The 26,589-nt window shown below is 67.2% G+C and carries 29 protein-coding genes; 12 read left to right on the forward strand and 17 right to left on the reverse strand.

Going from position 1 to position 26,589, the window contains the following annotated elements; all coding sequences use genetic code 11:
• Together OEZ60_RS10535 and OEZ60_RS10540 are read right to left on the reverse strand one after the other, a co-directional pair.
• Positions 1-127 (reverse strand): GTP-binding protein (locus OEZ60_RS10535; RefSeq protein WP_232825566.1); only part of this gene is annotated, 127 nt, incomplete at its 3' end.
• 92 nt (positions 128-219) lie between these two features.
• Positions 220-816 carry a hypothetical protein gene (locus OEZ60_RS10540; protein ID WP_263335775.1) on the reverse strand — a complete coding sequence of 199 codons (597 nt, stop codon included), beginning with the start codon at positions 814-816 and terminating at the stop codon, positions 220-222.
• Between the two features lie 117 nt (positions 817-933).
• Between OEZ60_RS10540 and OEZ60_RS10545 the strand changes: the two genes are divergently transcribed.
• The 3 genes from OEZ60_RS10545 to OEZ60_RS10555 all read left to right on the forward strand — a co-directional run bounded on the left by OEZ60_RS10545 (position 934) and on the right by OEZ60_RS10555 (position 3,210).
• Positions 934-2,298 carry a cytochrome P450 gene (locus OEZ60_RS10545; RefSeq protein ID WP_263335777.1) on the forward strand — a complete coding sequence of 455 codons (1,365 nt, stop codon included), beginning with the start codon at positions 934-936 and terminating at the stop codon, positions 2,296-2,298.
• A 93-nt stretch (positions 2,299-2,391) separates the two neighbouring features.
• Positions 2,392-2,694, forward strand: a complete 303-nt coding sequence (locus tag OEZ60_RS10550; RefSeq protein WP_263335780.1) for a hypothetical protein — start codon at positions 2,392-2,394, stop codon at positions 2,692-2,694.
• A 147-nt stretch (positions 2,695-2,841) separates the two neighbouring features.
• A complete protein-coding gene (locus OEZ60_RS10555; RefSeq protein WP_263335782.1) occupies positions 2,842-3,210 on the forward strand; it encodes a hypothetical protein in 369 nt (122 codons plus the stop codon).
• Between the two features lie 40 nt (positions 3,211-3,250).
• Here the strand turns inward: OEZ60_RS10555 and OEZ60_RS10560 are convergent, their stop codons facing one another.
• Genes OEZ60_RS10560 through OEZ60_RS10570 form a run of 3 tightly spaced genes read right to left on the reverse strand, consistent with a single transcriptional unit; the run spans position 3,251 to position 7,949 of the window.
• Positions 3,251-4,378, reverse strand: coding sequence for a M48 family metallopeptidase (locus tag OEZ60_RS10560; protein ID WP_263335785.1), 1,128 nt, complete (start codon positions 4,376-4,378; stop codon positions 3,251-3,253).
• Positions 4,375-5,580: a YjgN family protein gene (locus OEZ60_RS10565; RefSeq protein ID WP_263335787.1), complete on the reverse strand. Its 1,206-nt coding sequence runs from the start codon at positions 5,578-5,580 to the stop codon at positions 4,375-4,377. The genes OEZ60_RS10560 and OEZ60_RS10565 overlap by 4 nt, the downstream gene beginning before the upstream one ends.
• 23 nt (positions 5,581-5,603) lie before the next feature.
• A complete protein-coding gene (locus OEZ60_RS10570) occupies positions 5,604-7,949 on the reverse strand; it encodes a DNA topoisomerase IV subunit A (RefSeq protein ID WP_263335789.1) in 2,346 nt (781 codons plus the stop codon).
• Between the two features lie 169 nt (positions 7,950-8,118).
• Between OEZ60_RS10570 and OEZ60_RS10575 the strand changes: the two genes are divergently transcribed.
• The 4 genes from OEZ60_RS10575 to OEZ60_RS10590 all read left to right on the forward strand — a co-directional run bounded on the left by OEZ60_RS10575 (position 8,119) and on the right by OEZ60_RS10590 (position 10,366).
• A complete protein-coding gene (locus tag OEZ60_RS10575) occupies positions 8,119-8,601 on the forward strand; it encodes an SH3 domain-containing protein (RefSeq protein ID WP_263335792.1) in 483 nt (160 codons plus the stop codon).
• A 68-nt stretch (positions 8,602-8,669) separates the two neighbouring features.
• Complete coding sequence (locus tag OEZ60_RS10580) at positions 8,670-9,497, forward strand: SDR family NAD(P)-dependent oxidoreductase (protein ID WP_263335794.1); 828 nt, start codon at positions 8,670-8,672, stop codon at positions 9,495-9,497.
• Positions 9,498-9,584: 87 nt separating this feature from the next.
• Positions 9,585-9,794 (forward strand): twin transmembrane helix small protein, encoded by a 210-nt coding sequence (locus tag OEZ60_RS10585; protein ID WP_263335797.1) that lies wholly within the window; start codon positions 9,585-9,587, stop codon positions 9,792-9,794.
• Positions 9,794-10,366 (forward strand): cob(I)yrinic acid a,c-diamide adenosyltransferase, encoded by a 573-nt coding sequence (locus OEZ60_RS10590; protein ID WP_263335800.1) that lies wholly within the window; start codon positions 9,794-9,796, stop codon positions 10,364-10,366. Before OEZ60_RS10585 ends, OEZ60_RS10590 begins: the two co-directional genes overlap by 1 nt.
• Positions 10,367-10,454: 88 nt before the next feature.
• On the opposite strand, the gene OEZ60_RS10595 is transcribed toward OEZ60_RS10590, so the two are convergent.
• Entirely contained in the window at positions 10,455-10,814 is a 360-nt protein-coding gene (locus tag OEZ60_RS10595; RefSeq protein ID WP_263335803.1) for a VOC family protein, read from the reverse strand.
• A gap of 191 nt (positions 10,815-11,005) precedes the next feature.
• On the opposite strand from OEZ60_RS10595, the gene OEZ60_RS10600 reads away from it, so the two are divergent.
• Together OEZ60_RS10600 and OEZ60_RS10605 are read left to right on the forward strand one after the other, a co-directional pair.
• Positions 11,006-11,767, forward strand: coding sequence for an electron transfer flavoprotein subunit beta/FixA family protein (locus OEZ60_RS10600; RefSeq protein ID WP_263335805.1), 762 nt, complete (start codon positions 11,006-11,008; stop codon positions 11,765-11,767).
• Positions 11,767-12,693, forward strand: coding sequence for an electron transfer flavoprotein subunit alpha/FixB family protein (locus OEZ60_RS10605; protein ID WP_263335806.1), 927 nt, complete (start codon positions 11,767-11,769; stop codon positions 12,691-12,693). Before OEZ60_RS10600 ends, OEZ60_RS10605 begins: the two co-directional genes overlap by 1 nt.
• Positions 12,694-12,749: 56 nt before the next feature.
• Here OEZ60_RS10605 and OEZ60_RS10610 read toward each other — a convergent pair whose 3' ends face one another.
• The 3 genes from OEZ60_RS10610 to OEZ60_RS10620 form a co-directional block, all read right to left on the reverse strand.
• A complete protein-coding gene (locus OEZ60_RS10610; protein WP_263335809.1) occupies positions 12,750-13,271 on the reverse strand; it encodes a c-type cytochrome in 522 nt (173 codons plus the stop codon).
• On the reverse strand, positions 13,258-14,550 hold the full coding sequence (gene soxC / locus OEZ60_RS10615) for a sulfite dehydrogenase (protein ID WP_263335811.1): 1,293 nt from the start codon (positions 14,548-14,550) through the stop codon (positions 13,258-13,260). The genes OEZ60_RS10610 and soxC overlap by 14 nt, the downstream gene beginning before the upstream one ends.
• A gap of 160 nt (positions 14,551-14,710) precedes the next feature.
• The gene (locus OEZ60_RS10620) at positions 14,711-15,508 is read right to left on the reverse strand and encodes a DUF6473 family protein (protein ID WP_263335813.1); all 798 of its coding nucleotides are present in this window, start codon (positions 15,506-15,508) and stop codon (positions 14,711-14,713) included.
• A 162-nt stretch (positions 15,509-15,670) separates the two neighbouring features.
• Here OEZ60_RS10620 and OEZ60_RS10625 point away from each other — a divergent pair, with 162 nt between their 5' ends.
• Positions 15,671-16,546, forward strand: a complete 876-nt coding sequence (locus tag OEZ60_RS10625; protein ID WP_263335815.1) for a 3-hydroxybutyryl-CoA dehydrogenase — start codon at positions 15,671-15,673, stop codon at positions 16,544-16,546.
• A 13-nt stretch (positions 16,547-16,559) separates the two neighbouring features.
• Here OEZ60_RS10625 and OEZ60_RS10630 read toward each other — a convergent pair whose 3' ends face one another.
• The 7 genes from OEZ60_RS10630 to OEZ60_RS10660 form a co-directional block, all read right to left on the reverse strand.
• Positions 16,560-17,366 (reverse strand): lysophospholipid acyltransferase family protein, encoded by an 807-nt coding sequence (locus tag OEZ60_RS10630; protein WP_263336146.1) that lies wholly within the window; start codon positions 17,364-17,366, stop codon positions 16,560-16,562.
• A gap of 85 nt (positions 17,367-17,451) precedes the next feature.
• The gene (locus OEZ60_RS10635; RefSeq protein ID WP_263335817.1) at positions 17,452-17,736 is read right to left on the reverse strand and encodes an HPr family phosphocarrier protein; all 285 of its coding nucleotides are present in this window, start codon (positions 17,734-17,736) and stop codon (positions 17,452-17,454) included.
• Complete coding sequence (locus OEZ60_RS10640) at positions 17,733-18,134, reverse strand: PTS sugar transporter subunit IIA (RefSeq protein ID WP_263335819.1); 402 nt, start codon at positions 18,132-18,134, stop codon at positions 17,733-17,735. Before OEZ60_RS10640 ends, OEZ60_RS10635 begins: the two co-directional genes overlap by 4 nt.
• Entirely contained in the window at positions 18,131-19,051 is a 921-nt protein-coding gene (gene rapZ, locus OEZ60_RS10645) for an RNase adapter RapZ (RefSeq protein WP_263335821.1), read from the reverse strand. The genes OEZ60_RS10640 and rapZ overlap by 4 nt, the downstream gene beginning before the upstream one ends.
• A gap of 11 nt (positions 19,052-19,062) precedes the next feature.
• The gene (locus OEZ60_RS10650) at positions 19,063-19,497 is read right to left on the reverse strand and encodes an HPr kinase/phosphorylase (RefSeq protein WP_263335822.1); all 435 of its coding nucleotides are present in this window, start codon (positions 19,495-19,497) and stop codon (positions 19,063-19,065) included.
• Positions 19,494-21,224, reverse strand: coding sequence for a sensor histidine kinase (locus tag OEZ60_RS10655; RefSeq protein WP_263335824.1), 1,731 nt, complete (start codon positions 21,222-21,224; stop codon positions 19,494-19,496). Before OEZ60_RS10655 ends, OEZ60_RS10650 begins: the two co-directional genes overlap by 4 nt.
• Positions 21,221-21,922, reverse strand: a complete 702-nt coding sequence (locus OEZ60_RS10660; RefSeq protein WP_263335826.1) for a response regulator transcription factor — start codon at positions 21,920-21,922, stop codon at positions 21,221-21,223. The genes OEZ60_RS10655 and OEZ60_RS10660 overlap by 4 nt, the downstream gene beginning before the upstream one ends.
• Before the next feature lie 374 nt (positions 21,923-22,296).
• On the opposite strand from OEZ60_RS10660, the gene OEZ60_RS10665 reads away from it, so the two are divergent.
• A complete protein-coding gene (locus tag OEZ60_RS10665; protein WP_263335827.1) occupies positions 22,297-23,895 on the forward strand; it encodes a phosphoenolpyruvate carboxykinase in 1,599 nt (532 codons plus the stop codon).
• Between the two features lie 96 nt (positions 23,896-23,991).
• Here the strand turns inward: OEZ60_RS10665 and OEZ60_RS10670 are convergent, their stop codons facing one another.
• Complete coding sequence (locus tag OEZ60_RS10670; protein WP_263335829.1) at positions 23,992-24,750, reverse strand: sulfite exporter TauE/SafE family protein; 759 nt, start codon at positions 24,748-24,750, stop codon at positions 23,992-23,994.
• A gap of 164 nt (positions 24,751-24,914) precedes the next feature.
• On the opposite strand from OEZ60_RS10670, the gene OEZ60_RS10675 reads away from it, so the two are divergent.
• On the forward strand, positions 24,915-26,579 hold the full coding sequence (locus tag OEZ60_RS10675; RefSeq protein ID WP_263335831.1) for an acyl-CoA dehydrogenase family protein: 1,665 nt from the start codon (positions 24,915-24,917) through the stop codon (positions 26,577-26,579).
• The last annotated feature ends 10 nt before the right edge of the window (positions 26,580-26,589 follow it).

The raw sequence follows: 26,589 nt of genomic DNA on the forward strand, positions 1-26,589 counted from the left end.
CATAGGCCTTGAAGTCGCCGAAATACTTCGTGATCGCCGCCGTCAGCGTCGTCTTGCCGTGGTCAACGTGACCGATGGTCCCGATGTTCACGTGCGGTTTCGTCCGTTCGAATTTTGCCTTTGCCATATCGCGGGCGCCTCATGATCTGGGGGGGCCCGGTCGGGACCCCGTGTCAACATCGCCGGCTGCGTATCGGCTGGAGTTGGAAAAATCAAGCGTCAGTTGGTCGTCGCGGGGGGCTTCGGCGCGGTGCCCTCGGCTGCGGCGAGCGCGGCGCGTGCGGCCACCGCCTCGGGCGTGAACCAGGCCTTGTTCCGCAGGAGCCAGTCATTGATGTCGTCGGCCGCGTTGGCCGCGAGATCCTCCATCTGCTCCTTCCGGTTCTGGGTCAGGCCGGAGCCGATCACGGTCTCGCCCGAGAGGCTCTGGAACACGGTCAGCTGCTCCGGCTCGGCGTTGATCTTGCGACCGGCGGTGTCGTCCCAGACGTTGACGTTGATCGCGAGCACCGATTTCGGGTTGAGCACCACCGGCACGCCCGGAATCGCCAGCGCATAGGCGTCGACCGTGACGCCGATATGGTAGAGCTTGTCGCCGTCGTAGCGGCCGAAATGCTTGTCGAGCGCCGTCTTCAGCACATGTTCCCATTCCCTGGCCGTGGCCTGGCGCGACGGCCCCACGGACTGGGCGTTCTTGGCCACGACGATCGTATACCCGACCGCGAAATCGCCGAGCGGTTCCGGCGGCCGGCTCAGATCCTCGGCCGCGCAGGCGGTGAGGAGGAGGACCGAAAGGGCGGCAAAGAAACGGCGCATGGGCGGGGTATTCTCCTCTGGCATCTGCTCCTGCCTTATCCGAGCCGGCCCGCGCGGGCAATCCGCCGCGCTTGGCGCGGCGCCGGTGTGGTCTATATTGGCAACGGGAGGAGCGCGATGGATCAGGTGGCGCAGACCGAAGGGATACCGGTGCAGGTGCCGCTCGCGACGCGGCCGCTCGGGGTCTGGGCGAGCATGAAGACCGGCCAGCGCAACCTCCTCGAACTGATCCCCGAGATCGCGACCCGGCAGCCGATGGTCTCGGGCCGCACGGTCAAGCGCTGGCACATGGTGATGGATCCCGGCGCCAACCGGCGGATCCTCAAGGACGCGGTGGAGGATTACCCGAAATCCGACGTGACCAAGCTGATCCTCGGCCCGGCGATCGGCGAGAGCCTGTTCATCGCCGAGGGCGCGCACTGGCTCTGGCAGCGCCGCGCCGCCGCGCCGGCCTTCTCGGCACGGCATGTCCAGGCGCTGGCCCCGGTGATGACCGCTGCCGCCGAACGCTCGGCGGCGCGAGTCGCGGCGCAGGCGGGGCGCGCGGCCAACCTCTTCACCGAGACGATCGCGGCGACCTTCGAGGTCATCACCGATGTCACGCTCTCGGGCGGCCGGGCCTTCGACCGCAACGCGATCCATGCCGCCTTCGACGCCTATATCGCCTCGGCGGCACGGATCACGCTCCTCGACGTGATCGGCGCGCCGATGTGGGTGCCGCGGCCCTCGCGGCTCTTCTCCGCCCCGGCGATGCGTGAGATGAAGGCGATGGCCGACCGTGTGATCGACAAGCGGCGCGCGGAAGGCGCGCATGATGTGCCCGATCTTCTCGACCTTCTCCTCGACGGCGCCGATCCCGAGACCGGCCGCAAGATGAACACGGCGGAGCTGCGCGACAACCTTCTCACCTTCATCGTCGCCGGCCACGAGACGACGGCGCTGACGCTCGCCTGGGCGCTCTATCTCTGTGCCTTCGACCTGGCCGTGCAGGACCGCGCGCGGGCCGAGGCGAAAGCCGCGCTCGGCAATCGCGCCGCAACGGTGGCGGACCTCGCCGCTCTGCCCTACTGCCGCCAGATCGTCGACGAGGCACTCAGGCTCTATCCGCCGGCGGCCTTCCTGTCGCGCACCGCGCGCGCCCATGACACGCTTTGCGGCCGCGAGATCCGGCCCGGCGACACGGTGATGCTGCCGATCTACGCTCTCCACCGCAACCACGCGCTCTGGCCCGATCCGCACCGCTTCGACCCCGACCGCTTCGCCGATCCGAAGGCGATCGACCGCTTCGCGTATCTGCCCTTCGGCGGCGGGCCGCGGATCTGCATCGGCGCCTCGTTCGCGCTGCAGGAGGCGGTGATCATTCTGGCAACGCTCCTTGCCCGGTTCCGCTTTGCTCCGGTTCCGGGGCGCGACCCGAAACCGGTTCTGATCCTGACGCTGCGGCCAGATGGCGGGGTTTGGTTGAACGTCGAGGAAGCCTGAACCGGCTGCTCCAAAGATTCGGAGAACTATTCCGACAACAACAGTCGGAATACTCTTGGCCGAGCCGCGCCAAGGCCGCCAATCCCGGCGCGAATGACGGAGCAACTGGAGACGAACATGGTCGATTCTTCCCATTCCCCGCGCCGCGTCGCGCCCCGCAAATGGCCGGCACTGACGGCAGGCGCCGCGCAAGCGGCTGGCACGCAGGGCGTCGACACCACGGGGCCGGAGAAGCTCTGGCTCGCCCAGAGCCAGGGCGGTGAGTCCGGCCACGCCGACGAGACTGGCATGGCGGTGGAAATCCTCACCGATCTCGGCCTCGTCGAGGGCCATCTGCGCGCCGATGTCGCGCTCTATCAGGCCGGATTCGCCGATCAGGCCGCGCGCCACATGTAGCATCCTCAGGACGAGATCTATGCCGATCTCGCCGCACATCTCGAAGATGCCGGGATCGCGGGCTTCGCCGACGAGCTGACCGCGCTCGCCACGGCGGTTGAGGGCGGCGCGGAAGCGGACGACGTCGAAGCCGCTTTTGCCGCGGTGATGACGAAGGTCGAGGAGGCGCGCGGCGCGGCCCATGCCGGCACCGCGGGCGAGGCGCAGGCGCTCCTGACGCTCGTCCGGACGGCGGCCGAGCAATACCATGAAGGCGTCGCCGGTGGCGCGGTGACGGAGCTGCACGAATACCAGGATGCCTGGGGCTTCGCTCAGGTCGGCCGCGCGATGGCCGACCACATGGCGGCCGAATCCGACGACAGTGAGAAGGCGTTCGGCAAGAAGGCACTTGCCGCGCTCGACGAGATCGCAGCGGCCCTGCTCGGCGTCTCGCCCAAGGGCCAGAGCCTCGGCGATGCCGGCATGGTACTCGCCGCGGCGGCGAAGATCGAGCTTGCCGCCTACAGGCTCAAGTAAGCGATGCTCATTGCGACCGAAGGGGGGCTCCGCCGCCCCTTCAGTCCTTGCAGATACCGCGCAGCGCCTGCCACTCGGCGGCGTTGAGAACCGGCGCCGTCGCCGTCTGGGCGGCGGCATTCACCCGCGCGGCCTCGGCGCGGCCGGCACTCAGGGGGTGGGACGACAGGTACTCCGGCAGGAGATCCGTCATCTTCGCGATCCGGTCGAAGAAGCCCGCCATCGGCTCGCTGCTGATACCGGCCTCGTTCAAGAGCCTGTAGGCAAAGGCATCCGCCGCCGTCTCCGCCTCGCGGGTGTAGGAGGTCTGCAGCACATGCTCGCCCGCTGCCGCGATCACCGTGCCGCCGGTGACGTCGCCGAGGATCAGCGACAGGATCCCCGCCGAGCCTGCCGCCCGGAGCGTGAGCCGGATCGGGTCGCGCGCCACGACATGGCCGATCTCGTGGCCGAGGACCGCGGCGACCTCCTCGGCGCTTTCGGCCTCGTCGATCAGCCCGCGGAAGATCACGACCTGGCCGCCCGGCGCGGCGAAGGCATTGACCATCTCGTGGTCGAAGACCCTGAGTTCGATCTCGTAGCCAAGGTCTCGCTCGCCGACGAGCCGCGCCTTCATCGCATCAAGCGCGGCCAGCCCCTCGGCATCGGTGCAGGCAAGGTCGGCGCCGGACTCGTCGCTCACGATCCATTCGACCTGGCGCATCACCGAGCGGCCGAAGGCGACCTCGGTCTCGCGCGGCAGGCGCTCGGCGAGGTAGTCGGCGAGCCCCGGCAGGATGACGTAGAGCATCATCACGACCGCCGCCACCGCGCCGCCGAGCCAGAGTGCCACCTTGCGGAAGGTGCCCGCGCGCAGGTCGCGGCGCATCAGCCCCGGCCGCGTGCGCAGGAGCCAGGCGACGGCGGCCGGATCGGTGACGACGAGCCGCGCGGGATCGCGCGGCGCCTCGTCCTCGGTCTCGGCCAGCACCGTCAGCGTCAGCCGCGTTGCGTCGGACTGGTCGGCGAGCGCGCGGAGCCGGTCGAACCGCCAGCTAAGGGGTGCGGCGCCCTCACGCAGGATGACGAGCGAGAGCCCGTCCCGCGCCGGGGCGATCCGCGCGGCCCAGCGCCTCGCGGTCATCCCGTCGAAGAAGGCGGCCTCGACCGGCCCCTCGGGTCCCGTCACACCGCCGCACCGAGGTCAAGCGCGTCGGCAAAGCCCTCGGCATCGGCGCCCGCGTCATGGGCGCGCTGACGCACGGCGTCGAGCGCGGCGGGGTTGAGGACGGTCATCGTCTCGGTGAAATGGGCGATGACGGGCTGGATGATGAAGACCAGCGCCAGCGCGCCGAGCATCGCCAGCGCCACGAGATAGAGCGCGGCAATGATGACGATGGAACCCGCTCCGAGCGTTGCACCGTTCTCCGCCGCAGCCACGCTCACAGCGAAAACGCCGCCGATGACGCCGAAGATGACGGAAACGATGAGGCCGACGACCAGCGCGCCGACGATGTAGATGCCGAGAACCCGTCCGGTGCGCGGCAGGGCGAGAAAGCCGACCGCGCCGGCGAGCGTCTTCTGTGCCGTCAGGTAGCGGAAGCTGTGAACCCGGTAGTAGACAAAGCCAAACCCAAACACGGCCAAGAGTCCGAGAGGCAAAAACTGGGCGACAGCGATCCGATCGGCTGAACCCAGCCTCGACATGGCTATGTAAACGATGCTCGCGACGAGAAGAGCAAACCCAAGGAAATAGCCCCTCATCGCCGGATAGAGCGCCGTCCACCTGCCGCCCTGCGAAAAGCGCGTGTCGCCGTAATGGCTGCGGTCGGTCTTGTATTTCTCGAGCCAGAAGGTCTGGCGCGGCAGCAGCAGGCCGAGGCTCAGGACCGTCAGGATCCCGTGCCCGATCGCGCGCCAGACATAGCCCCAGGCGGCCTTGTCCATGCCGAAGCGGATGCCCCGGAACCGGGTCCGCGCCAGCATGTAGCGCCGCGCCCGGTAGCGCGCGAAGAGCATCAGCGGCACCAGCGCGAAGAACGAGAGGTAGAAGACCGACATCTGCATGAGGATCTCGGCCTCGGTCTGCGGCTCCATCACGAAATGCAGGCCGAAATAGAAAAGGACGAGCTGCACGAGGCCGAGATAGACCGCGAGCACCACCACCGCGACGAGGAAGCCGAGGAACTTCTCAAGCCCGGTGCCGGTATATTCCAGCGTGTCGCCCCCGAGCCGGATCGAGGACCAGATGTATTTGCGGATCCGCGTCTTGGCCCAGAACCGGTAGATGCCGAGGGTGAGAAGGGTCAGGAGGGCGGTCCTGAAGGCGAGGCCGAACAAGGGTCCCCGGCCGCCCGAATAACTTGCCGTCAATCGGTCGTTGAAACTCATCAAATGGTCCTTCTGGTTACGGGTCAGGTAAACCGGTTGTCGCGCGGAAAGCCGTGCGGCGGGGTCTTGCCGACCCCGGCGCGGCGGCCGATCCACTCGGAAATTCCCATCTCGCGCCGGGTCTGGCCGTTCGGCGTCGACCAGGTCAGCCCCTCGGCCAGCGTGAAGGTGGTGACGTCGGAAAGCCCGCCGTCAAGCTCCAGCACTCCCTGTCGGCCGCGCGCCATGTTGTACTTCTGGAGCCGCACACCCTTGCCGCGGGTCATCTCCGGCAGCTCGTCGAGCGGGAAGACCAGCAGCTTGCGGTTCTTCGAGACCACGGCGACATGATCGCCCGCGACCCGCTTGCAGACCGCCATCCGGTTGCCCTCGGAAAGGTTCATCACCTGCTTGCCCGCCCGGGTCTGCGCCACGACCTCGTCGGCCGGCACGGTGAAGCCTTCACCAGCCGTCGAGGCGACGATCAGCTTCTCGCCCGGCCGGTGGATCAGGAGATCGACGATCTCGGCCTCGTTCGGCAGGTCGACCATGAGGCGAACGGGTTCGCCCATGCCGCGCCCGCCGGGCAGGTTGGCGCCGAGAAGCGTGTAGAAGCGGCCATTGGCGGCGACGAGCAGGATCTTGTCGGTGGTCTCGGCGTGGAAAACGAAGCGGCCCTCGTCGCCATCCTTGAACTTGACCTCGGCATCCAAGGGCTGATGCCCCTTCATCGCCCGGATCCAGCCCATCTTCGAGCAGATGACCGTGATCGGCTCGCGCTCGATCATAGCCTCGAGCGGCACCTCCTCGACTTCCGCAGCATCGGCGAAGGTGGTGCGCCTCGCGCCGCCCGGCGCGCCCTGGCCGAAGGCCTTGCGGGTCTCGCGCAGCTCCTCGGCGATCCGCGCCCATTGCAGCGCCTCGGAGGCCAGAAGATCCTCGAGCCCGGCGCGTTCGAGCATCAGCGCGTCGCGCTCCTTGAGAAGCTCCATCTCCTCGAGCTTGCGCAGGCTCCTGAGGCGCATGTTGAGAATTGCCTCGACCTGCACCTCGCTGAGACCGTCCGCGGCATGCGGCAGCGTGAGCGGCGAGACGTAGTCCTGCTCGGTCGCGGCACGGCCCCGCTTCAGGCTCCAGTCCTCGGCCATCAGCGCGGCCTTGGGATCGGCATCATATCGGATGATGTCGATGACGCGGTCGAGGTTCAGGAAGGCGGTGATGAAGCCCTCGAGGACTTCCAGCCGGTGGTCGATCTTGTCCATCCGGTGCCGCGAGCGGCGGATGAGCACGTCGCGCCTGTGGTCGAGGAAGGCGCGCAGCACCTCCTTCAGCGAGCAGACCTTCGGCGTGCGGCCGTCGATCAGCACGTTCATGTTGAGCGAGAACCGAGTCTCGAGGTCGGAGTTGCGGAACAACATCCCCATCAGCATCTCGGGATCGACGTTCTTCGAACGCGGCTCCAGCACGATGCGGATGTCGTCGGCGCTCTCGTCGCGCACGTCCGCCAGGAGCGGCACCTTCTTGGTCTGGATCAGCTCGGCCAGGCGCTCGATCAGCTTCGACTTCTGCACCTGGTAGGGAATCTCGGTCACGACGATCTGCCAGGTGCCGCGGCCCTGGTCCTCGATCTCCCAGCGCGCGCGGAGCCGGAACGAGCCGCGACCCGTCCGGTAGGCGTCGAGGATCGACTCGCGCGGCTCGACGATCACGCCGCCGGTCGGGAAATCCGGGCCGGGGATCATGTTCACCAGCGTCTCGTCGCGCGCCTCCGGCGTCTTGATCAGGTGCAGGCAGGCCTCGATCAGCTCATGGAGGTTGTGCGGCGGGATGTTCGTCGCCATGCCGACCGCGATGCCCGAGGCGCCGTTCGCCAGAAGGTTCGGGAAGGCCGAGGGCAGCACCACCGGCTCTTCCAGCGTGCCGTCGTAGTTCGGGCGGAAGTCGACCGCGTTCTCGGCAAGGCCCTCCATCAGCGCCTCGGCCGCCGCGGTCAGCCGCGCCTCGGTGTAGCGCGAGGCCGCCGGGTTGTCGCCGTCGATGTTGCCGAAGTTGCCCTGCCCGTCGACAAGAGGATAACGGACGTTGAAATCCTGCGCGAGCCGCGCCATCGCGTCGTAGATCGCGGCATCGCCGTGCGGGTGATAATTCCCCATCACGTCGCCCGAGATCTTCGCCGACTTGCGGAACCCGCCGGTCGAGGAGAGCTTCAGCTCCCGCATCGCGTAGAGGATGCGGCGGTGGACCGGCTTCAGCCCGTCGCGCGCATCCGGCAGCGCCCGGTGCATGATCGTCGAGAGCGCATAGGTCAGGTAACGCTCGCCGATCGCACGGCTGAGCGGTTCGGACAGGGTTGCGGGCAGGATGTTGCGGTCGTCGGTATCGTCACTCATGTATGTGGTGTAAATCGCGGGCGCCATCCGGTCCAGCCGGAATTTCCCCGAAGCAAGCCCGCGACGCGCGAATCGCGTCCACTTTTCACCCGTTCCGGTGTAGACTGATTGTCATTGATTTGCGGGGGGAAGGCACATGCTCCGTTGGAGCCTATGCCTCTGCGCCGCCATGTATTTGACGATGCTAATTGGCGGCCAGAGAATGGACGCGGTGCGGGTTACTACACCGGCGGACCTTGACGAAACACCCGTTCCCGACGCCCCGGCCCCGGCCAATCTGGTCGTGCCGGTCGCGGTCGAAACCGGCGCGCCCGAGCCCGCGCCAGCCGACTCGCGCCCGGAGCCTGTCGAGCAGATCACGGTTACGGACACCTCCGCGACGCTGCCTGCCGCGCCCGGGCCGAGCGCCGCCACGCTCGAGGCGAGTCCGGTCGATCTGCCGACACTCTGGCGCGTTACCGCGCGGCGGCTCAACATCCGCGCGGGCCCGTCGGCCCGCCATCCCGTGTTCGGGGCGCTCGCGGGCGGCGACACGGTCTGGGTGCACGGCCCCACGGACGGCGCCTGGCTCGAAGTCCGGCTCGGCATCGGCGGGCGCACCGGCTTCGTCTCGCGCCGTTACATGGAGCCGGTCGAGATCGCCGCGAACTGATCTCCGACGATCGCGAATTGCCAGCGCCGCCGAAACCGCCTAGCCAGAGGCGGCGGCAGGGGACAGGCATGACCAGAAGCATTCTCATCACCGGCTGTTCCTCCGGGATCGGCTACGACGCGGCGCACGGGATGAAGCGCGCGGGCTGGCGAGTATTCGCGACCTGCCGCAAGGAGGCGGATTGCGAGCGGCTCCGCGCCGAGGGGCTGGAAAGCTTCCGGCTCGACTACACCGACGAGGCGAGCATCGGCGCGGCGGTGGACGAGGTTCTGGAGCGCACCGGCGGCACGCTCGACGCGGTCTTCAACAACGGCGCCTACGGCTGCCCCGGCGCGGTCGAGGACCTGCCCACGGGCGCCCTGCGCGAGATTTTCGAGACCAACCTCTTCGGCTATCACGAGCTGACCCGGCGCATCGTGCCGGTGATGCGCAAGCAGGGCCACGGGCGGATCGTCAACTGCTCCTCGGTGCTCGGCCTCGTTCCGATGCGCTGGCGCGGCGCCTATGTCGCGACCAAGTTCGCGATGGAAGGCCTGACCGAGACCTTCCGGATCGAGATGGCCGATACGCCGATCAAGGTGATCCTGATCCAGCCCGGTCCGATCACCAGCCGGATCCGCGTCAACTCGATCCCGCATTTCGAACGCTGGATCGACTGGGAGCACTCGCCCAGGGCCGAACAGTACCGGACGACGTTGCTCAAACGGCTCTACGAGGGCCGCGGCTCCGACAGGTTCGAGCTTCCGGCCGCGGCGGTGACGGCGAAGCTCCGGCAGGCGGTCGAGGCGCGCAATCCCGCGCCGCGCTATTTCGTGACGACACCGACCTACCTGATGAACGCGGCGCGCCGGCTCCTGCCGACGCGCGCGCTGCACTGGCTTATCGGCCGCGGCTGATCACGAGAAGATGCGCGCGGCCAGCCTGCGCGGCGCTGGCGTGCGCCGCGCGCCCGCGCTAGAACACTTTCGACCCAGGGAGGCAGCATGACCAAGGACCCGCTCTTTCTCATCGCGGCATTCGCCTGCCTCGCCGTGCTCGTCATCCTGATGATCGGGATCGGCGGCTTCGCGAAGGGCGGCGAGTTCAACCGCAAGCACGCCAACCGGATCATGCGCTACCGGATCATCGCCCAGGCGATCGCAGTCGCGCTGATCCTCGCCTTTGTCATCTTCGGCGGACGGGGAGGTCTTTGATGGTCGTTCTCAACAAGATCTACACCAGGACCGGCGACAAGGGCGAAACCGCCCTCGGTGACGGCAGCCGGGTCGCCAAGCATTCGGCCCGCGTGACCGCCTACGGCACCGTGGACGAGGTGAACTCGGTCCTCGGCCTCGCGCGGCTGCACGCGACGGGCGAAATGGACGCGGCACTTGCCCGGATCCAGAACGACCTCTTCGACCTCGGCGCCGATCTCTGCCGGCCCGAGATGGAGAAGGACGGCGAGGCGGGCTATCCGGTGCTGCGCATGGTCGACGCGCAGGTCGCCCGGCTCGAATCCGAGATCGACGCGATGAACGCGAAGCTCTCGCCGCTCAGGAGCTTCATCCTGCCCGGCGGCTCGGCCCTTGCCGCGCATCTGCACCTTGCGCGCACGGTGTCGCGCCGGGCCGAGCGGATGGCGGTGGAACTGGCGGGCGCGGAATCGGTGAACCCGGCGGCGGTGAAATACCTCAACCGCCTTTCGGACTGGTTCTTCGTTGCCGCGCGTATCGCCAATGACGACGGCCGCGCCGACGTGCTCTGGGTTCCGGGCGCGAACCGGTAGCGATGCGGACGGCGGGGCCGCCAGTGGCGGCACCGGCGCCCGGAAAGGCTGAGCCCCGGCCCGGAGGGCGGGCGCGAACCGGTAGCCGTCAGGCCGGCTCCCACAACTCGATCGGATTGTCCTCGGGGTCGTGGATGCGGGCGAACCTGCCGATTCCATCCATCGTCATCTCGTTGCTGACGGCGATTCCCGCCTGGCGGAGCTGCACCAGCATCGTGGCGAGGTCGGCGACGCGGAAATTCAGCATGAATGCACGGTCGGGCGGGAAATAGTCCGTGTCTTTCGGGAAGGGTGCGAAAACGACGACACCCTCGGAGCTTCGCCAAGGCGGCGCCTCCATGTCCGTCGGCGCGGGGGCGATCCCGAGGTAGGTCTCGTACCACGCCGCGAGCGCCGCCGGATCCTCGGCCCGAAAGAAGAAGCCGCCGAAGCCCAGAACCTTTTCCATCGTGCAGACCCTCCGCTTGCTGCCCCGAGACTACGACATTTCGCCGCGCCAAGGTATATCGTGGCGTCCCCGCGACCGTTCGTGTCGATTTTGCACTGTTTTCCTTGTCGCAGAATCGCTAAGGGGTCCTCCGAGAGCTTGTCTTGCCGCTCCCGACGGGGGCGGTGTCCGGTTAAGGGAGATTGCTGGCCATGAAGGTGCTCGTGCCTGTGAAGCGGGTGATCGATTACAACGTGAAGGTTCGCGTGAAAGCGGACGGATCGGGTGTCGATCTCGCCAACGTCAAGATGTCGATGAACCCGTTCGACGAGATCGCCGTGGAAGAGGCGATCCGCATCAAGGAACGCGGTGAGGCCGAAGAGATCGTCGTGGTCTCGATCGGAGTGAAGCAGGCGCAGGAAACGCTGCGCACCGCGCTCGCCATGGGTGCAGACCGCGCGATCCTGATCGAGGCGGCCGACGACGTCCACACCGACATCGAGCCGCTCGCGGTCGCGAAGCTCCTCAAGGCCGTCGTCGAAGCCGAAGGCCCGGGTCTGGTGATCTGCGGCAAGCAGGCGATCGACAACGACATGAACGCCACCGGCCAGATGCTGTCGGCGCTCCTCGGCTGGAGCCAGGCGGCCTTCGCTTCCGAGCTCAAGCTCGAGGGCGGCAATGCCGTCGTCACCCGCGAGGTCGATGGCGGCCTGCAGACGATCAAGGTCAAGATGCCCGCCATCGTGACCGTCGACCTGCGCCTCAACGAGCCGCGCTACGCCTCGCTGCCGAACATCATGAAGGCGAAGAAGAAGCCGCTCGAGGAAAAGACCGCCGCCGATTACGGCGTCGACGTCTCGCCGCGCCTCACCGTCGTCAAGACGGCGGAACCGGCCGGCCGCAAGGCGGGCGTGAAGGTGGGCTCGGTCGACGAGCTGATCGCGAAACTCAAAGACGAAGCGGGGGTGCTCTGATGGCTGTTCTTCTTCTGGGCGAAGTGACCGACGGCCAGCTCTCGGTCGATGCCACCGCGAAGGCGCTGACCGCGGCCAAGATGCTCGGCGACGTGACCGTGCTCTGCGCCGGCGCGAAGGCCGCCGATGCGGCCGCCGAGGCAGCGAAGCTCGACGGCGTGAAGAAGGTGCTCTGCGCCGAGGACCCGTCGCTCGGCCACCGTCTCGCCGAGCCAACCGCGGCGCTGATCGTCTCGCTCGCCGGTGACTACTCGCACATCGTCGCCCCGGCGACGACGGACGCGAAGAACGTGCTGCCGCGCGTGGCCGCGCTGCTCGACGTGATGGTGATTTCGGACGTCTCCGGCGTCGTCGACGCCGACACGTTCGAGCGCCCGATCTATGCCGGCAACGCGATCCAGACCGTGAAGTCCTCGGACGGCAAGAAAGTCGTCTCGATCCGCACCTCGACCTTCGATCCGGCCGCCGCTGGCGGTTCGGCTTCGGTCGAGACCATCTCGGCGGCCGCCAATCCGGGCCTCTCGGAATGGGTCGAGGACAAGGTCGCCGCGTCTGACCGTCCGGAGCTGACCTCGGCCGGCATCGTCGTCTCGGGCGGCCGCGGCGTCGGCTCTCAGGCCGACTTCGCGCTGATCGAGAAACTCGCCGACAAGCTCGGCGCGGCCGTGGGCGCGTCCCGCGCGGCGGTCGACTCGGGCTACGCCCCGAACGACTGGCAGGTCGGCCAGACCGGTAAGGTCGTGGCGCCGCAGCTTTATGTCGCCGTCGGCATCTCCGGCGCGATCCAGCACCTCGCCGGCATGAAGGACTCCAAAGTCATCGTCGCGATCAACAAGGACGAAGAGGCGCCGATCTTCCAGGTCGCCGATTACGGCCTCGTCGCCGACCTCTTCACCGCCGTGCCGGAACTGACCGAGAAGCTCTGAGCCCTCGGCCGCGCAGGCAAATGTTGGAAAGGCCCGCCCTCCGGCGGGCCTTTTCGTCACCAGGGCGTCGCGCCCTGCTTGGCCCAAACGTCGAGGAAGTTGTCGCGATTGGGCATCTCGACCTTCGGCAGGCTCTCTGCGTCCATCGTGTCGCCCTCGCCAATCACGCCATTGGCGGCAAGGATGAACGCCGCGAGCGCATAGGCCTCGTCGTCGCTCAAGGATTTCGGCGCGTCGAGCGGCATGGCCCGGCGGATATAATCGAACAGCGTCGTCGCATAGGGCCAGTAGCGCCCGGCCGGCTTGGCCCAGATATCGTTCGGACCGACCGGCGGCATGACCGGCCCCTCGATCCCCGTCGCGCCGTGGCAGGTGGCGCATTTCTCGGCATAGATCGCGGAGCCCGTCGCGGCGGTGCCGCCGCCTTCGGGCAGGCCGCGGCCGTCGGGCATGACATAGCGCGCGTAGAACGGGATCTCCTCGTCCGAAAGCGGCTGGCCGAGGCCGGGCCCCTCGGCGGAGGCGGCACCGGACATGACGGCGAGAAGGGCGGCAGCAAGGAGATTACGCGTAGACATTCTGCACCTCCCCGTTCGCTGTGATCTGCCAGGCCTGAATGGCGTTGTAGTGGAGGAAATTCGACGCATCGTAGCGCGCCTTCCACGCCTCACGCGTCGGCTGCACGGCGCCGGTCGCATCTTCCGCCCGGCTCATCAGCAGGGAAGGTGCCCCCTCCCAGGCCCAGGGCAAGCGGAACCGGGTCAGGGCGCGTGGCAGGACCGGCCCCTGAAGCTCCGCCTCGGCCCAGCTCGCCCCGCCATCGGCCGAGACCTCGACCTTGCGGATCGGCCCCGCGCCCGACCAGGCGATGCCGGAGAGCTCGTAAAGGCCCGAACCACTCATCGTCATCGTCGCCGAGGGATGGGTGATGACCGACTTCACCCCCATCGCGAAGGTGAACTTCACCGAGGAGCCATCGGCGAGGATCTCGGTATATTCGCCGGATTCATGCTTGGTATGGGCTGGCGCGTCGGTGGCCCAGAGGCTCGTCAGCCACTTGACGTTCATGTTGCCCTCGAAGCCCGGCAACAGGAGCCGCATCGGGTATCCCTGCTCGGGACGGATCCGCTCGCCGTTCTGGTAGAGCGCGAGCATCCCGTCCTCCATCAGCTTCTCGACGGGGATCGAGCGCGCGAGGCTCGGCCCGTCGCCGCCGGTCGCGACCAGCCAGCGCCCCTCCGGTTTCACCCCGGCCTCGTCGAGGAGCACGTTCATCGGGATGCCGGTCCATTCGGTGTTCGACAGAAGCCCATGCAGAAGGTCGCACCCCGCCTGCATCGGGTCCGGCATGATCGCGTTGAAGAGGCTGTTGCCAGAGCATTCGAGGAAATGCGTCGCCGTCACCATCGGATAACGTTCGAGCGCGCCGAGGTCGAACTGCAGGGGCCGCTCGACAAGGCCGTGGATCATCAGCCGGTGGCGCTCCGGGTCGATATTGGGCCGGCCACCGTGATGAACCTCGAAATGAAGGCCGTTCGGCGTGATCGTGCCGCGCAGCCGGTGATGCGGCGTGCCCGAGAGGCTGAACTGCGGCGCGACATCCGCGAAGGGTTCGAGAATCGCGCGCTGGACATGGGCTTCGGCCTCGGCGGGCATGCCGTAGCCGCGGGCCCGCTCCCCGGCGACGGTCGCCCATTCGGGGATCGCCCCCTGCGCCCGCGCGGCTCGCGGCATCGTGGCGCCGGCAAGGGCCGCGCCGCCACCGGCGACGGCGCCCTGAAGCAAGAGCCGCCGGTTGAGGAGCCCGCCGCCCGCGACATGGTCGAGGACCGAGGGATGGTCGGTTGCGCGTTTCATGAGATATCCCTCCCGCTGCTGATCGGATCTGCTCGGCGGGCCTCCGGCCGCGGTCTTGAAAGCCGCGTGGCCCGCAGGATAGCACAGACCTGCGTTATCGCGGAGGACGGGCCGGAACTGGCCTATTTGGCGCGGGGACTACGCCCCGCGGCAAGCCCGGTCAGAGCAGCCGCCGCAGGACCGGCCCCAGTACGTCGGCGACTTCGCGGTGGACCAGGGGACCGGGCATCGTCGCGGCGGCGGGTTCCTCCAGCGGAGCGAAATGCATCCCCTCGGTGCCGCTCATGCGCGCCGCGGCACTCGGCGTGACACGAAGGAAGTCGGTCGCGAAGGGCCGGATCGCCGCGATCATGGCGTCATTCAGCACTAACGGGTCAGCGGAGTTCCCGGCCTGCAGCCAGAGGATCACCGTCGGCGTGTCGATCTTCTGCAGGAGATGCCGCATCCGCGCGGTCCAGGCGGCTTTCAGCTCCTCTGCCACGAGCCGGAACCTGTCGGGCGCCGCCTCCTTGAGTGTGCCGAGCATGTGGCCGGTGAAGTTGAACTCGGTGAAGTCGATATCGGGGAAGATCGACTTCATCTGCGCAGAGGCGCGCAGGAACCGGTCGTTGCGGCGGGGGTGGACGGCGTAGAACCGATTCGTGATGTTCTGGGCACCCATGAGCTGGATCACGGTCACCCGTGCCCGGGCGCAGGCCGACAGGATCACCGGCTCTGCCAGGAAGGCGTCGGGGCCGGCGTTCATGCAGCCGAAATTCACCACCGGCAGGTCGAGCGCCTTTTCCATAAGCGCGGGATAGGGCTCCTCGATGAACTTGCCGTATGTCTCGGTCCCGCCGAGCACGGCGACGTAGCGGCCATCGAGCCTGCGGCGTGGCCCCCGGAACATCACTTTCGACTGTCCATAGCGGCAGGGGAAGTAATCCAGCGCCGTAGCGCGCACGAACTCGCAGGTCATCGGATCGCACCTTGATTTCGACTCATCCGGGTTCAATTTGCGCCACAGGCCTTACCAAAAGCCTAAGGCGCGTTTTTGAAGGCCGGGTGACGGCGGGATATGCCTTGCGCCCGGACGCCGGCGGTGCCTATGGTCTTGCGCAAATCGCAGCGAGGTTGGGCAATGGAAATCACATCGGTCGGAATCGTCGGCGCGGGCCAGATGGGCAACGGCATCGCCCATGTCTTCGCACTCGCAGGCTTCGACGTGCTGATGACCGATATCAGCCAGGACGCGCTCGACAAGGCGGTGGCGCTGATCGACCGCAACCTGGACCGGCAGTTGTCGCGCGGCAAGATCTCCGAAGAGGACAAGGCGGCGGCGCTGAAGCGGATCCGGACGACCCTGAAGCTCACCGACCTCGGCCAGACCGACCTCATTATCGAGGCCGCGACCGAGCGCGAGACCGTCAAGCAGGCGATCTTCGAGGACCTGCAGCCGCATCTAAAACCCACGACGATCCTGACCTCGAACACCTCCTCGATCTCGATCACGCGGCTTGCCTCGCGCACCGACCGACCGGAAAAGTTCATGGGCTTCCACTTCATGAACCCGGTGCCGGTGATGCAGCTCGTGGAACTCATCCGCGGCATCGCCACTGACGACGCGACGTACCAGGCGATGCTGAAGGTCGTGGAAAAGCTCGGAAAGACCGCGGCGAGCGCCGAGGATTTCCCGGCCTTCATCGTCAACCGCATCCTGATGCCGATGATCAACGAGGCGGTCTACACGCTCTACGAGGGCGTCGGCAACGTGCGCTCGATCGACGAGAGCCTCAAGCTCGGCGCCAATCATCCAATGGGGCCGCTGGAGCTGGCGGATTTCATCGGGCTCGACACCTGCCTGGCGATCATGAACGTTCTGCACGAGGGGCTGGCCGACACCAAGTACCGGCCCTGCCCGCTCCTGACGAAGTACGTCGAGGCCGGCTGGCTTGGCCGCAAGACGAGCCGCGGCTTCTACGATTATCGCGGCGAGGTACCGGTGCCGACGCGCTGACCCGGCGATCGGGTTAGTCCTTCAGCGCGAGGGTCGTCTCGCGCAGCCAGGCGAGCATCCCGCGGGTGTCGCCCGCCCAGTTTCTTACCACTTCGGGCGGGATCGGGTGGCCGATCACAGGCGACTGCGGCTTGTAGAGCGCGCGACGAATCTCGTGCAGCAGCAGCCCCTGTCGGAACGTCGCGGAGATCTTGTCGGCGACGTGGTAGAGCCGCGTGTTCTCGCCGGGAAAGTAGATTGGCAGAATGGTCGCGCCGGAACGCGTGGCCATCTTCGCGGTGAAGGGGTTCCATTCCGGCTCGATCGCGGGGCCGAAGAAGCCCTTTGTCGTCGCGACCTTGCCGGCCGGAAAGAGAACGATCACGCCGCCGGCCTTCAGATGCGCCATGCAGCGGTTGCGCATGTCGAGGCTCAGCTCGCGGGCATTGTCCTCGTGCGGGAACGGCACCGGGATCAGGAACTCCTCGATCTCCGGGATGCCGGTGAGGAGCGAGCGGGTGAGGATCTTGTAGTCGGTCCGCACCCGGCCGATCAGCTCGGCCATCACCATGCCGTCGACGAGCCCGTGCGGATGGTTGGCCACCACGATGACCGGGCCGGTCGGGGGGATCCGGGCGATCTGCTCGGCCGGGGTCCGGATCTCGATCCCCATCGCCGCCATCGCCTTGGGCCAGAACGGCTGGCCGAAGGGCACTCCGGAGCGTTCGAACGCGCGGATCTTGCGCAGGAGGTGGAGCTTGCCGGTCATCCATTCGATGGTGCGGATCGTGCCCGCCTTGACCGGGTTCTTGAAGGTGCCAGCATAGGACAGCCGCCGCATCTCGTAAGGCTTGGATTCGGGCGGGGTCGTCACTGTCTTGCGTCGGTCGTCCAAGATCCGCATGTCCTCCGGTGCCGATCCGGGCTCAGTAATCCTCGCCGAAGCGGTTGGCAACCAACGCCTCCAGCGCATCGGCGAGTTTCGCCGCCTCGTTGCCGGAGGTGGTGACCTCGATCGAAGTGCCCCTGGAGGCCGCGAGCATCAGGAGCCCCATGATCGAATCGCCCGAGACGCTCATCCCGTCGCGGCTCACCTCGGCCGAGGCGTCATGCGCCTCCACCACCTCGACGAACTTCGCCGAGGCGCGGGCGTGCAGGCCCTTCTCGTTGACGATCTTCAGGCTGCGCCCCGCCGCCGTGTCCGCGCTCATTTGCCGCCCTGCCCAGAACCCACGTAGGTATTGATGTATTTGCGTCCCGCATCGAGCGCGGAGGCAGCGGCCTGCGGCACGCTGAGATGGCGCGACTTGGCCAGCTTGATCAGCATCGGCAGGTTGGCGCCATAAAGGATCTGGCGGTCGTCCTGCAGGCAGGCGCCGAGGCTGAGATTGGAGGGCGAGCCGCCGAACATGTCGGTCACCACCACCACCCCGTCGCCGGTATCGACGGCGTCGGCGGCAGCGCGGATCTCGGCCTGCTTGGCGGCGCGGTCATGGTCGTCCTCGATCGCGATGGCGCGCATGCCGGGCTGCTTGCCCACGACATGCTCGACCGCGGAAAGATATTCCCGCGCCAGTCCGCCATGTGCGACGATCACGATCCCGATCACGCCCTCTCACCCTGCCAAGTTCCAGGCGACCCACCCGCCCGACGTTCCAATTCACGGTGCCTCTTAGACACCTGCCATCCGGAAGCCGCAAGCGCCTTGGCCATCTTTTCCGCCACGGCAACGGAGCGGTGTTGCCCTCCGGTACATCCGAACCCAATCACCAGGTGGCTCTTGCCCTCCTCGACATGGGCCGGCAGCACCAGGAGCAGGAAGTCGCGGATCCGCGCGAAGAACTCGGCGAATCGCGGATCGGCCTCGACGAAGGCGGCGACCGCGGCATCCTGGCCATCGCGGGTGCGCAGTTCGGGCTCCCAGTAGGGATTCCGCAGGAACCGGCAGTCGAACATCATGTCGAGCCCGCGCGGCACCCCGCGCTTGTAGGAGAAGGAGTGAACCGAGACCGAAAGCCGCGCATCGGCGCCGGGCGCGAACCAGCGGGTGATCTCCGCCTTGAGGTCATGCGGCGTGAGATCGCTGGTATCGACCAGGATCTCGGCCCGTGCCCGGATCGGGATCAGGAGGTCGATCTCGCTCCTGACACCTTCGGCGGGGCTCTCGGCGCCGGACAGGGGATGGCGCCGCCGGGTTTCACCGTAGCGGCGCACCAATTCCTCCTCCCGGCAATCGAGATAGAGCACCTCGGGCGCAAGCTCCGGCAACCGCGTCAGCCGGTCGATCAGTTCGATCAGCGCGTTGGCCGAGAAATCGCGGTTGCGCACGTCGATGCCGAGCGCAACGGGGCGGTTCAACGGCGGGCCGTCCATGAGGCGGGGGATGAGGCTGAGGGGCAGGTTGTCGATGACCTCGTACCCGAGATCCTCGAGCGCGTGAATCGCTGTCGAGCGCCCGGCGCCGGAGGGGCCGGTCACCAGCACCACGCGCTGGCCGGCCTGTGCGCTATGTCCGTCGGTCTTCACCCGTTACTCCGTTACGCAGCACGCCCTGCCTTAAGATATTGCAGGATCGCCGCAGGGAAATGGGGGCTCTCGACCCTGTGAAGAAGGGGCAGCTCGATTCCAAGCACCTCGTGCACATGCCATGGCGGCAGCCGTTCGGGCTCCAGATGCGCGAGATCGACGACGAGCGCAAGTTCGGCGTCCAACGCTGGCTCGGCAGCGAGCAGACCGACTCCGCGCGCCTCGATCCGGCCGCGGATCGGCTGCGGCGAGGTGGCGACGAGTGTGCCCTCGCGCACCGTGACCAAGGTGCGGTCATCACTGACGAGGTCGCAGCCAAAGGCCATGAGCTGCAGCGCCAGCGCCGACTTGCCGGAGCCAGAAGGGCCGAGGATCAGCGCACCCCGCCCGTTCAGCGCGACGCAACCGGCGTGAAGGATGACGCCCTCTGCCCCCTCGCCACTCATATCGGCAAGCCCACGACGAAGCGCGCGCCGAGCGGGTCGGAGGTGAGATCCGCATCGGTGGGCCGGATGTTCTCGGCCCAAATCACGCCGCCATGCGCCTCGACGATCTGCCTGGAGATCGCGAGGCCGAGGCCGGAATGCTCGCCGAACTGACCTTCAGGGCGCTCGGAATAGAAACGCTTGAAGATCTTGGTCAGCGCCTGGTCGGGAATGCCGGGCCCGGTGTCCTCGACCACCACGAGCACGCGGTTCTCGCGCTTGCGCGCCCAGACCCGGACCGCGTCGCCCTGCTGGCAGAACGAGATGGCGTTGGTGATGAGGTTGACGAAGACCTGCGCAAGCCGGCCTTCGAGGCCCTGGATGACGATCGGCTCGGCCGGCAGGTCGGAGATGAAATCGACACCCCTGGCCTTCGCCTCCTGCCCAAGGTACTCGGTGAGGTTCCCCAGCATCTTCAGCAGGTTGAAGGTCTCCTCCTCCTCCTTCACAAGCTCGCTGTCGAGCCGCGAGGCGTTGGAGATGTCACTGACCAGCCGGTCGAGCCGGCGGACATCATGGTCGATGACATGCAGAAGTTTCTCGCGCTGGTCGTCGCGCTTGGCGACGTGCAGCGTGCCTACCGCCGAGCGCAAGGATGCGAGCGGGTTCTTGATCTCGTGGGCGACGTCCGCGGCGAATTGCTCGTTCGCCTCGATGCGCTCGTAGAGCGCGGCGACCATGCCACGCATCGCGCCCGACAGCCGGCCGATCTCGTCGGGTCGCGCGGTGAGGTCGGGGATGCGCACCCGGTTCGGGCTCATCTTGCGGGCATTCTTGTCGCGGCCGAGCTCGGCGGCGGCGGCAAGATCGGAAAGCGGGTTGGCGATCGTCGAGGCAAGGACCAGCGAGAGGCCGATCGACACCAGAATCGCGATCACGAACATCTGCAGAACCTGTTCGCGCTCGACCCGGACGAGCTGGTCGATCTCACCGGCGACGGAAGTGAGCGCGACGACGCCGATCACGGTGTCGCCGTTGCGGATCGGCGTGGCTACGGTGAAGATCGCCGCGCCGGCGGAATCGCGGCCGGTGTGGATCTGGGTCTCGCCTGCAAGTGCGCCGGGGACGAGATCGCGTGCCTTGTCCTCGGTCGCGAATATTGTTTCCTCCGTGCCTTCCGGGGCGAGCAGTCCGGCGATCGCCTCCCAGACCGTGTTTAGGATGTCGGTGATCAGGGTCGAGCGGTGATCGCGGCTCAGCCCCGCGACCTCTTCGGGCACCGGACGCTCCATGCCGACGGTCGAGACGACGAGGTTCTCCATCGTGTCGAAGACGAAGATCTCGGCGCCCTCAGGCAGCTCGATCCCACTCACGGTGCGGTGCGCGTCGATGCCATCTCCGGAGGCAAGGTTGATCGGGCCGGTCTGCGGCAGCTGCGCCTCGAACACGTCGGCGAGCAACTGCGTCTCCGCGACGAGACCGCTTTCCCGCTGCAGCACGAGGCTGTCGCGAAACGGGTTGAGATAGAGTACGCCACCGACCAGGACGATCATCGCCATCAGGTTGAAGGTGATGATCTTGCGGGCAAGCGGCGAGCGATTGAGCGAGATCAGGCCGCGCCGCTCGCGACCGGCGCGGATCTCGGAATCGACGATTCCGTCGGGCGCGATCCAGTCCTCGCCAAGGACCACATCCGCGCGGCGAGGTTCAGCTTGGTCGCGCAAGATGTTCCCCGTGGCGGCGTTCATTCTTCGTTGTAACGATACCCGATCCCATAAAGAGTTTCGATCGCACTGAACTCGTCATCCACCGTCCGCATCTTCTTTCTCAGCCGCTTGATGTGGCTGTCGATCGTGCGGTCATCGACATAGACCTGGTCGTCATAGGCCACATCCATCAGCTGGTCGCGGCTCTTGACGAAGCCAGGCCGCTGGGCAAGCGCCTGCAGAAGCAGGAATTCGGTCACCGTCAGCGCCACGTCGCGGCCCTTCCAGCTCACCGAATGGCGCAGGGGGTCCATGACGAGGCTGCCGCGCGTCATGATCTTGGTTTCCTCGGTCGTCGCCACCTCGCCGGTCGCGATCGCCTCCTGCCGGCGCAAGAGCGCGCGGATCCGCTCGACGAGGAGCCGCTGCGAGAACGGCTTCTTGACGTAGTCGTCAGCCCCCATCCGAAGGCCCAGCACCTCGTCGATCTCGTCGTCCTTGGAGGTCAGGAAGATGACCGGCATCGACGTCCGCTGCCGGAGCCGCTGGAGAAGGTCCATCCCGTCCATCCGCGGCATCTTGATGTCCAGCACGGCCATGTCTGGCAGGCGCTTGTTGAAGGCGTCCAGCGCGGATTGTCCGTCATTGTAAGTTTCGACTTCGAAGCCCTCGGCTTCCAGCGTCATCGAGACCGACGTCAGGATATTCCTGTCGTCGTCGACCAGAGCGATCCTCGACATGTTCATTTCCTTATTCTGCTCTCAATTGCCTTGTTTTATGGTCCATAGTCCGATTTCCGGGCGCGCGACGCAACCGATATGTGCGAATCGGCGCGGCAAGGGCGAATCAGGCGCGACGGAAAAAGCACGAAACTGACCGATCTGCCGCAGTTTTCGACATATCCGCCGTTTCGCCGCCGCCGGGGCGCGCATGATTGCGCTAAACCCGAATTGGTGGCGCTAAACCGTACTATGCCTTCTGTTCCAAGCTTCTAGCGACATGATATAGGGGCCGCGTCGACCCCGCGCCGGGGTCTGGCCGGCGCCCCGACAGGCCGGGGCGCGTGCACATTCGAACCCAGTTATCGCCGCGCGACGGCATCGGGAGCATGCATATGACAAATGGACGGGTGAACCCCTCGCACCGCTTGGAAGACCAGGGCATCGCGGGGCTCGGTAACGTCTATTACAACTTCCTCGAGCCGGCGCTGGTCGAGGTGGCGTTGAAACGCGGCGAGGGCACGCTCGGCAAGGGCGGCTCGTTCCTCGTCACCACAGGAAAGCACACGGGCCGGTCGCCCAAGGACAAGTTCGTGGTGCGCACCGCCTCGGTCGAGGACTCGATCTGGTGGGAAAACAACAAGCCGATGGCGCCCGCGGCGTTTGACCAGCTCCACGCTGACATGATCGCCCACATGAAGGGCGGCGACTATTTCGTGCAGGACCTCTATGCCGGCGCCGATCCCGAGCACCGGCTCGACGTCCGGGTGGTGACGGAACTGGCCTGGCACGGGCTCTTCATCCGCCACCTGCTGCGCCGTCCCGAGCGCGCCGAGCTCGACACGTTCGTCCCCGAATTCACCATCATCAACTGCCCGTCGTTCAAGGCCGATCCCGAGCGCCATGGCTGCCGGTCGGAAACGGTGATCGCGCTCAACTTCGACAAGAAGGTGATCCTCATCGGCGGCACCGCCTATGCCGGCGAGAACAAGAAGTCGGTCTTCACGCTCCTGAACTACATCCTGCCCGGCAAGGGCGTGATGGCGATGCACTGCTCGGCCAACCACGCGATCGGCAGGCCCGAGGACACCGCGGTGTTCTTCGGCCTCTCCGGCACCGGCAAGACCACGCTCTCGGCCGATCCCTCGCGCACGCTCATCGGCGATGACGAGCATGGCTGGTCGGAGAAGGGCACCTTCAACTTCGAGGGCGGCTGCTACGCCAAGACGATCTCGCTTTCCCGCGAGGCGGAGCCCGAGATCTACGCCACCACCGAGAAGTTCGCGACCGTGATCGAGAACATGGTCTTCGATGCCGAGACCAAGGACCTCGACTTCGAGGACTCGAGCCTGACGGCGAACATGCGCTGCGCCTATCCGCTCGACTACATCTCGAACGCCTCGGCGACCGCACTCGGCGGGCATCCGAAGAACATCGTGATGCTGACCTGCGACGCCTTCGGCGTGCTGCCGCCGATCGCCCGGCTGACCCCGGCGCAGGCAATGTACCACTTCCTGTCCGGCTTCACCTCCAAGGTCGCGGGCACCGAGCGCGGCGTGACCGAGCCGGAGCCGACCTTCTCCACCTGCTTCGGCGCACCGTTCATGCCGCGCCGGCCGGAGGTCTACGGCAAGCTCCTGCAGGAGAAGATCGCGGGCCACGGCGCGACCTGCTGGCTGGTGAACACCGGCTGGACCGGCGGCGCCTATGGCAAGGGCTCGCGGATGCCGATCAAGGCGACCCGCGCGCTCCTCTCGGCGGCGCTCGACGGCTCGCTCGCCAAGGCGGAATTCCGCAAGGATCCGAATTTCGGCTTCGAAGTGCCCGTGAAGGTGGCCGGCGTGGCCGACATCCTGCTCGACCCGCGCCGCACCTGGGGCGACGGCGAGGCCTATGATGCGCAGGCGAAGAAACTCGTCGCGATGTTCGCCGAAAACTTCGCGCAGTATGTGCCGTTCATCGACGCCGACGTGAAGGCGGCGGCGATCGGCTGAGGCCTCGGCGTGGGGGCGCTGCCCGTCGCCATTGGTCGCTTGAACCAATGGCGCAACCAATGGCAACCCCCCGGGGTATTTCGGCAATGAAGAAGATCAGAGCGTCAACGCGCGGCGGACGAGGTTGAGCCCGGTCGCCGCGAGCACCACGAGTGTCCAGCGGCGGAACCGGCGCGCGTCGAGACGATCCTGGATGGCGAAGCCGAGCCAGAGCCCGGCAAGCGCCGGTGGCGTCAGCAGCGCCGAGAGCGACAGCGTCTCCGCGTCGGCGACGCCCGAGCCGAGATGCGCGGCCAGGAGCATCGCCGAGCCGATCAGGTAGACCACGCCCTGCACCCGCACATTCTCGCGCTTGTCGACGTCGAGCGAGATCAGAAGCGCGATCGTCGGCGGCCCCCAGACCCCGGAGATGCCGCCGAAGAAGCCGCCGACGAGGCCGGTCAGGATTTCGGCCCGGCCGCGGTTGTGGGCGTCGAAGCGGAGCTGCCAGCCGGCGAGCTGCGACAGGGCGAAGGCGGTGATCGGCAGGCCGAGCGTGGCGAGCAGGATCGCCTGCGGCATCACCGGGACAAGCTGTGCCGCGACGAGGATGACGAGGCAGAGCGCGACCAGCAGGCGGCGGTACTCGACCGTGGTCGCGATGGCGGCGCCGGGCCCCTGGCGCAAAGCCTGGGCGAGATTGGTCGCGAGCGTCGGCAGGATCAGCGCCGCGAGCGCGGTGTCGGCGGGCAGGAAGGAAGCGAGGCCGGAGATCATGATCATCGGCATCGCGAAGCCGACCGCGCCCTTCACCACAGCGGCGAAGAGCGTCACGGCGAGCGCCATGGCGAGTACGGTCAGGTCGTATCCGATCATGGCGCCGGAGCCCTCCTCCGCCTGCTATACCGTGTGGCGGCGGACCCCGCATCCGGATTTCTCCCGCGACACTTTCGTGCTGCACCTGCATCATTCACGAATTATTATTGCGCTGCGACTGCAAAATCCCTATGAGGGTGCGACTGCAGAAAAGGAGCCGCCCGATGGCGCATGACGGAGCCGAGATGCCGAACGCCGTGACCCTTCCCGACCTCCTCGCCCTGACCGAGGCGGCACTGCCGCCGGTCGAGGCGCTTCTTTCCGAGGCCACCGCCGGATTGCGCGCCCGCGTCAGCCGCGACGGCAAGATTTCCGGCGCGGCACTCGAGACCCACCAGTTCGCCGCCCACGCGCTTTCGTGGCTCGCGACTTACGTCGAATCGCTCCGGCAGATGCGGGCCTGGGCGGGGCGGATCTCGGCGGCGGGCGGCTTCGGCGAGATGGAAGGCCTGATCCTGCAGATCGGGTTCGGCGAGTACCTCGCGCAGATCGCCGGCGGCATCCCGATGAGCCAGGGCGAGACCGCGCGGCTCGCCGATCTCGGTCTGTCCTGGGCGCCGGAGGGCGCGGCGGCGACGCTGATCGCCGGCGGCAACACCGCGGCGGCGCGGGCGCGGCTCGTCCAGCTCATGCGCGACAATCACGGCCGGGCGACCTTCGGCGCGACCGGGCTCGACGAGGATCTGGAGATGATCCGCGACCAGTTCCGCCGCTACGCCGAGGAGCGGGTGGTGCCGAACGCGCATGACTGGCACCTGAAGGACGAACTGATCCCCATGGAGATCATCACCGAACTCGCCGATCTTGGCGTCTTCGGCCTGACGATCCCGGAGGAGTTCGGCGGGCTCGGGCTCTCCAAGGCGTCGATGGTGGTGGTGAGCGAGGAGCTCAGCCGCGGCTATATCGGCGTGGGCAGCCTTGGCACGCGATCCGAGATCGCGGCGGAACTGATCCTCTGCGGCGGCACCGACGCGCAGAAAGCGCAGTGGCTGCCGAAGCTCGCCTCCGGGGAGATCCTGCCGACCGCGGTCTTCACCGAGCCCAATACCGGCTCGGACCTCGGCTCGCTGCGGACCCGCGCGGTGAAGGAGGGCGACGACTGGGTCGTGACCGGCAACAAGACCTGGATCACCCATGCCGCGCGGACCCATGTGATGACGCTCCTGGCGCGCACCGATCCGGCGACGACCGACTATCGCGGCCTTTCCATGTTCCTTGCCGAGAAGACCCCGGGCACCGATGCCGAGCCGTTCCCCACGCCGGGCATGACCGGCGGCGAGATCGAGGTGCTGGGCTACCGCGGCATGAAGGAGTACGAGCTCGGCTTCGACGGCTTCAGGGTGAAGGGCGAGAACCTTCTCGGCGGCGTGCCGGGACAGGGCTTCAAGCAGCTCATGCAGACCTTCGAGAGCGCCCGGATCCAGACCGCCGCGCGCGCGATCGGCGTGGCGCAGTCCGCGCTCGAGATCGGGATGCAATATGCCGAGGACCGCAAGCAGTTCGGCAAGAGCCTGATCGAGTTCCCGCGGGTCGCCGGCAAGCTCGCGATGATGGCGGTCGAGATCATGATCGCGCGCCAGCTGACCTATCATTCGGCCTGGCAGAAGGACCACGACAAGCGCTGCGACCTCGAGGCGGGGATGGCCAAGCTCCTCGGCGCCCGCGTCGCCTGGGCGGCGGCGGACAACGCGCTGCAGATCCACGGCGGCAACGGCTTCGCGCTGGAATACCGGATCAGCCGGGTGCTCTGTGACGCGCGGATCCTCAACATCTTCGAGGGCGCGGCCGAGATCCAGGCCCAGGTGATCGCGCGGCGGCTGCTCGACTAGGGCGGCCGGA

Origin of the sequence: Albidovulum salinarum (assembly GCF_025673475.1) — a bacterium.
Taxonomy (GTDB): Bacteria; Pseudomonadota; Alphaproteobacteria; order Rhodobacterales; family Rhodobacteraceae; genus Albidovulum; species Albidovulum salinarum.

Bases quoted from the DNA above. Each gene is read 5' to 3' on its own strand.
- OEZ60_RS10540 (WP_263335775.1), bottom strand. From the start codon at position 816: ATGCGCCGTTTCTTTGCCGCCCTTTCGGTCCTCCTCCTCACCGCCTGC.
- OEZ60_RS10545 (WP_263335777.1), top strand. From the start codon at position 934: ATGGATCAGGTGGCGCAGACCGAAGGGATACCGGTGCAGGTGCCGCTC.
- OEZ60_RS10550 (WP_263335780.1), top strand. From the start codon at position 2,392: ATGACGGAGCAACTGGAGACGAACATGGTCGATTCTTCCCATTCCCCG.
- OEZ60_RS10555 (WP_263335782.1), top strand. From the start codon at position 2,842: ATGACGAAGGTCGAGGAGGCGCGCGGCGCGGCCCATGCCGGCACCGCG.
- OEZ60_RS10565 (WP_263335787.1), bottom strand. From the start codon at position 5,580: ATGAGTTTCAACGACCGATTGACGGCAAGTTATTCGGGCGGCCGGGGA.
- OEZ60_RS10570 (WP_263335789.1), bottom strand. From the start codon at position 7,949: ATGAGTGACGATACCGACGACCGCAACATCCTGCCCGCAACCCTGTCC.
- OEZ60_RS10575 (WP_263335792.1), top strand. From the start codon at position 8,119: ATGTATTTGACGATGCTAATTGGCGGCCAGAGAATGGACGCGGTGCGG.
- OEZ60_RS10580 (WP_263335794.1), top strand. From the start codon at position 8,670: ATGACCAGAAGCATTCTCATCACCGGCTGTTCCTCCGGGATCGGCTAC.
- OEZ60_RS10585 (WP_263335797.1), top strand. From the start codon at position 9,585: ATGACCAAGGACCCGCTCTTTCTCATCGCGGCATTCGCCTGCCTCGCC.
- OEZ60_RS10590 (WP_263335800.1), top strand. From the start codon at position 9,794: ATGGTCGTTCTCAACAAGATCTACACCAGGACCGGCGACAAGGGCGAA.
- OEZ60_RS10595 (WP_263335803.1), bottom strand. From the start codon at position 10,814: ATGGAAAAGGTTCTGGGCTTCGGCGGCTTCTTCTTTCGGGCCGAGGAT.
- OEZ60_RS10600 (WP_263335805.1), top strand. From the start codon at position 11,006: ATGAAGGTGCTCGTGCCTGTGAAGCGGGTGATCGATTACAACGTGAAG.
- OEZ60_RS10605 (WP_263335806.1), top strand. From the start codon at position 11,767: ATGGCTGTTCTTCTTCTGGGCGAAGTGACCGACGGCCAGCTCTCGGTC.
- OEZ60_RS10610 (WP_263335809.1), bottom strand. From the start codon at position 13,271: ATGTCTACGCGTAATCTCCTTGCTGCCGCCCTTCTCGCCGTCATGTCC.
- soxC (WP_263335811.1), bottom strand. From the start codon at position 14,550: ATGAAACGCGCAACCGACCATCCCTCGGTCCTCGACCATGTCGCGGGC.
- OEZ60_RS10620 (WP_263335813.1), bottom strand. From the start codon at position 15,508: ATGACCTGCGAGTTCGTGCGCGCTACGGCGCTGGATTACTTCCCCTGC.
- OEZ60_RS10625 (WP_263335815.1), top strand. From the start codon at position 15,671: ATGGAAATCACATCGGTCGGAATCGTCGGCGCGGGCCAGATGGGCAAC.
- OEZ60_RS10630 (WP_263336146.1), bottom strand. From the start codon at position 17,366: ATGCGGCGGCTGTCCTATGCTGGCACCTTCAAGAACCCGGTCAAGGCG.
- OEZ60_RS10635 (WP_263335817.1), bottom strand. From the start codon at position 17,736: ATGAGCGCGGACACGGCGGCGGGGCGCAGCCTGAAGATCGTCAACGAG.
- OEZ60_RS10650 (WP_263335822.1), bottom strand. From the start codon at position 19,497: ATGAGTGGCGAGGGGGCAGAGGGCGTCATCCTTCACGCCGGTTGCGTC.
- OEZ60_RS10655 (WP_263335824.1), bottom strand. From the start codon at position 21,224: ATGAACGCCGCCACGGGGAACATCTTGCGCGACCAAGCTGAACCTCGC.
- OEZ60_RS10660 (WP_263335826.1), bottom strand. From the start codon at position 21,922: ATGTCGAGGATCGCTCTGGTCGACGACGACAGGAATATCCTGACGTCG.
- OEZ60_RS10665 (WP_263335827.1), top strand. From the start codon at position 22,297: ATGACAAATGGACGGGTGAACCCCTCGCACCGCTTGGAAGACCAGGGC.
- OEZ60_RS10670 (WP_263335829.1), bottom strand. From the start codon at position 24,750: ATGATCGGATACGACCTGACCGTACTCGCCATGGCGCTCGCCGTGACG.
- OEZ60_RS10675 (WP_263335831.1), top strand. From the start codon at position 24,915: ATGGCGCATGACGGAGCCGAGATGCCGAACGCCGTGACCCTTCCCGAC.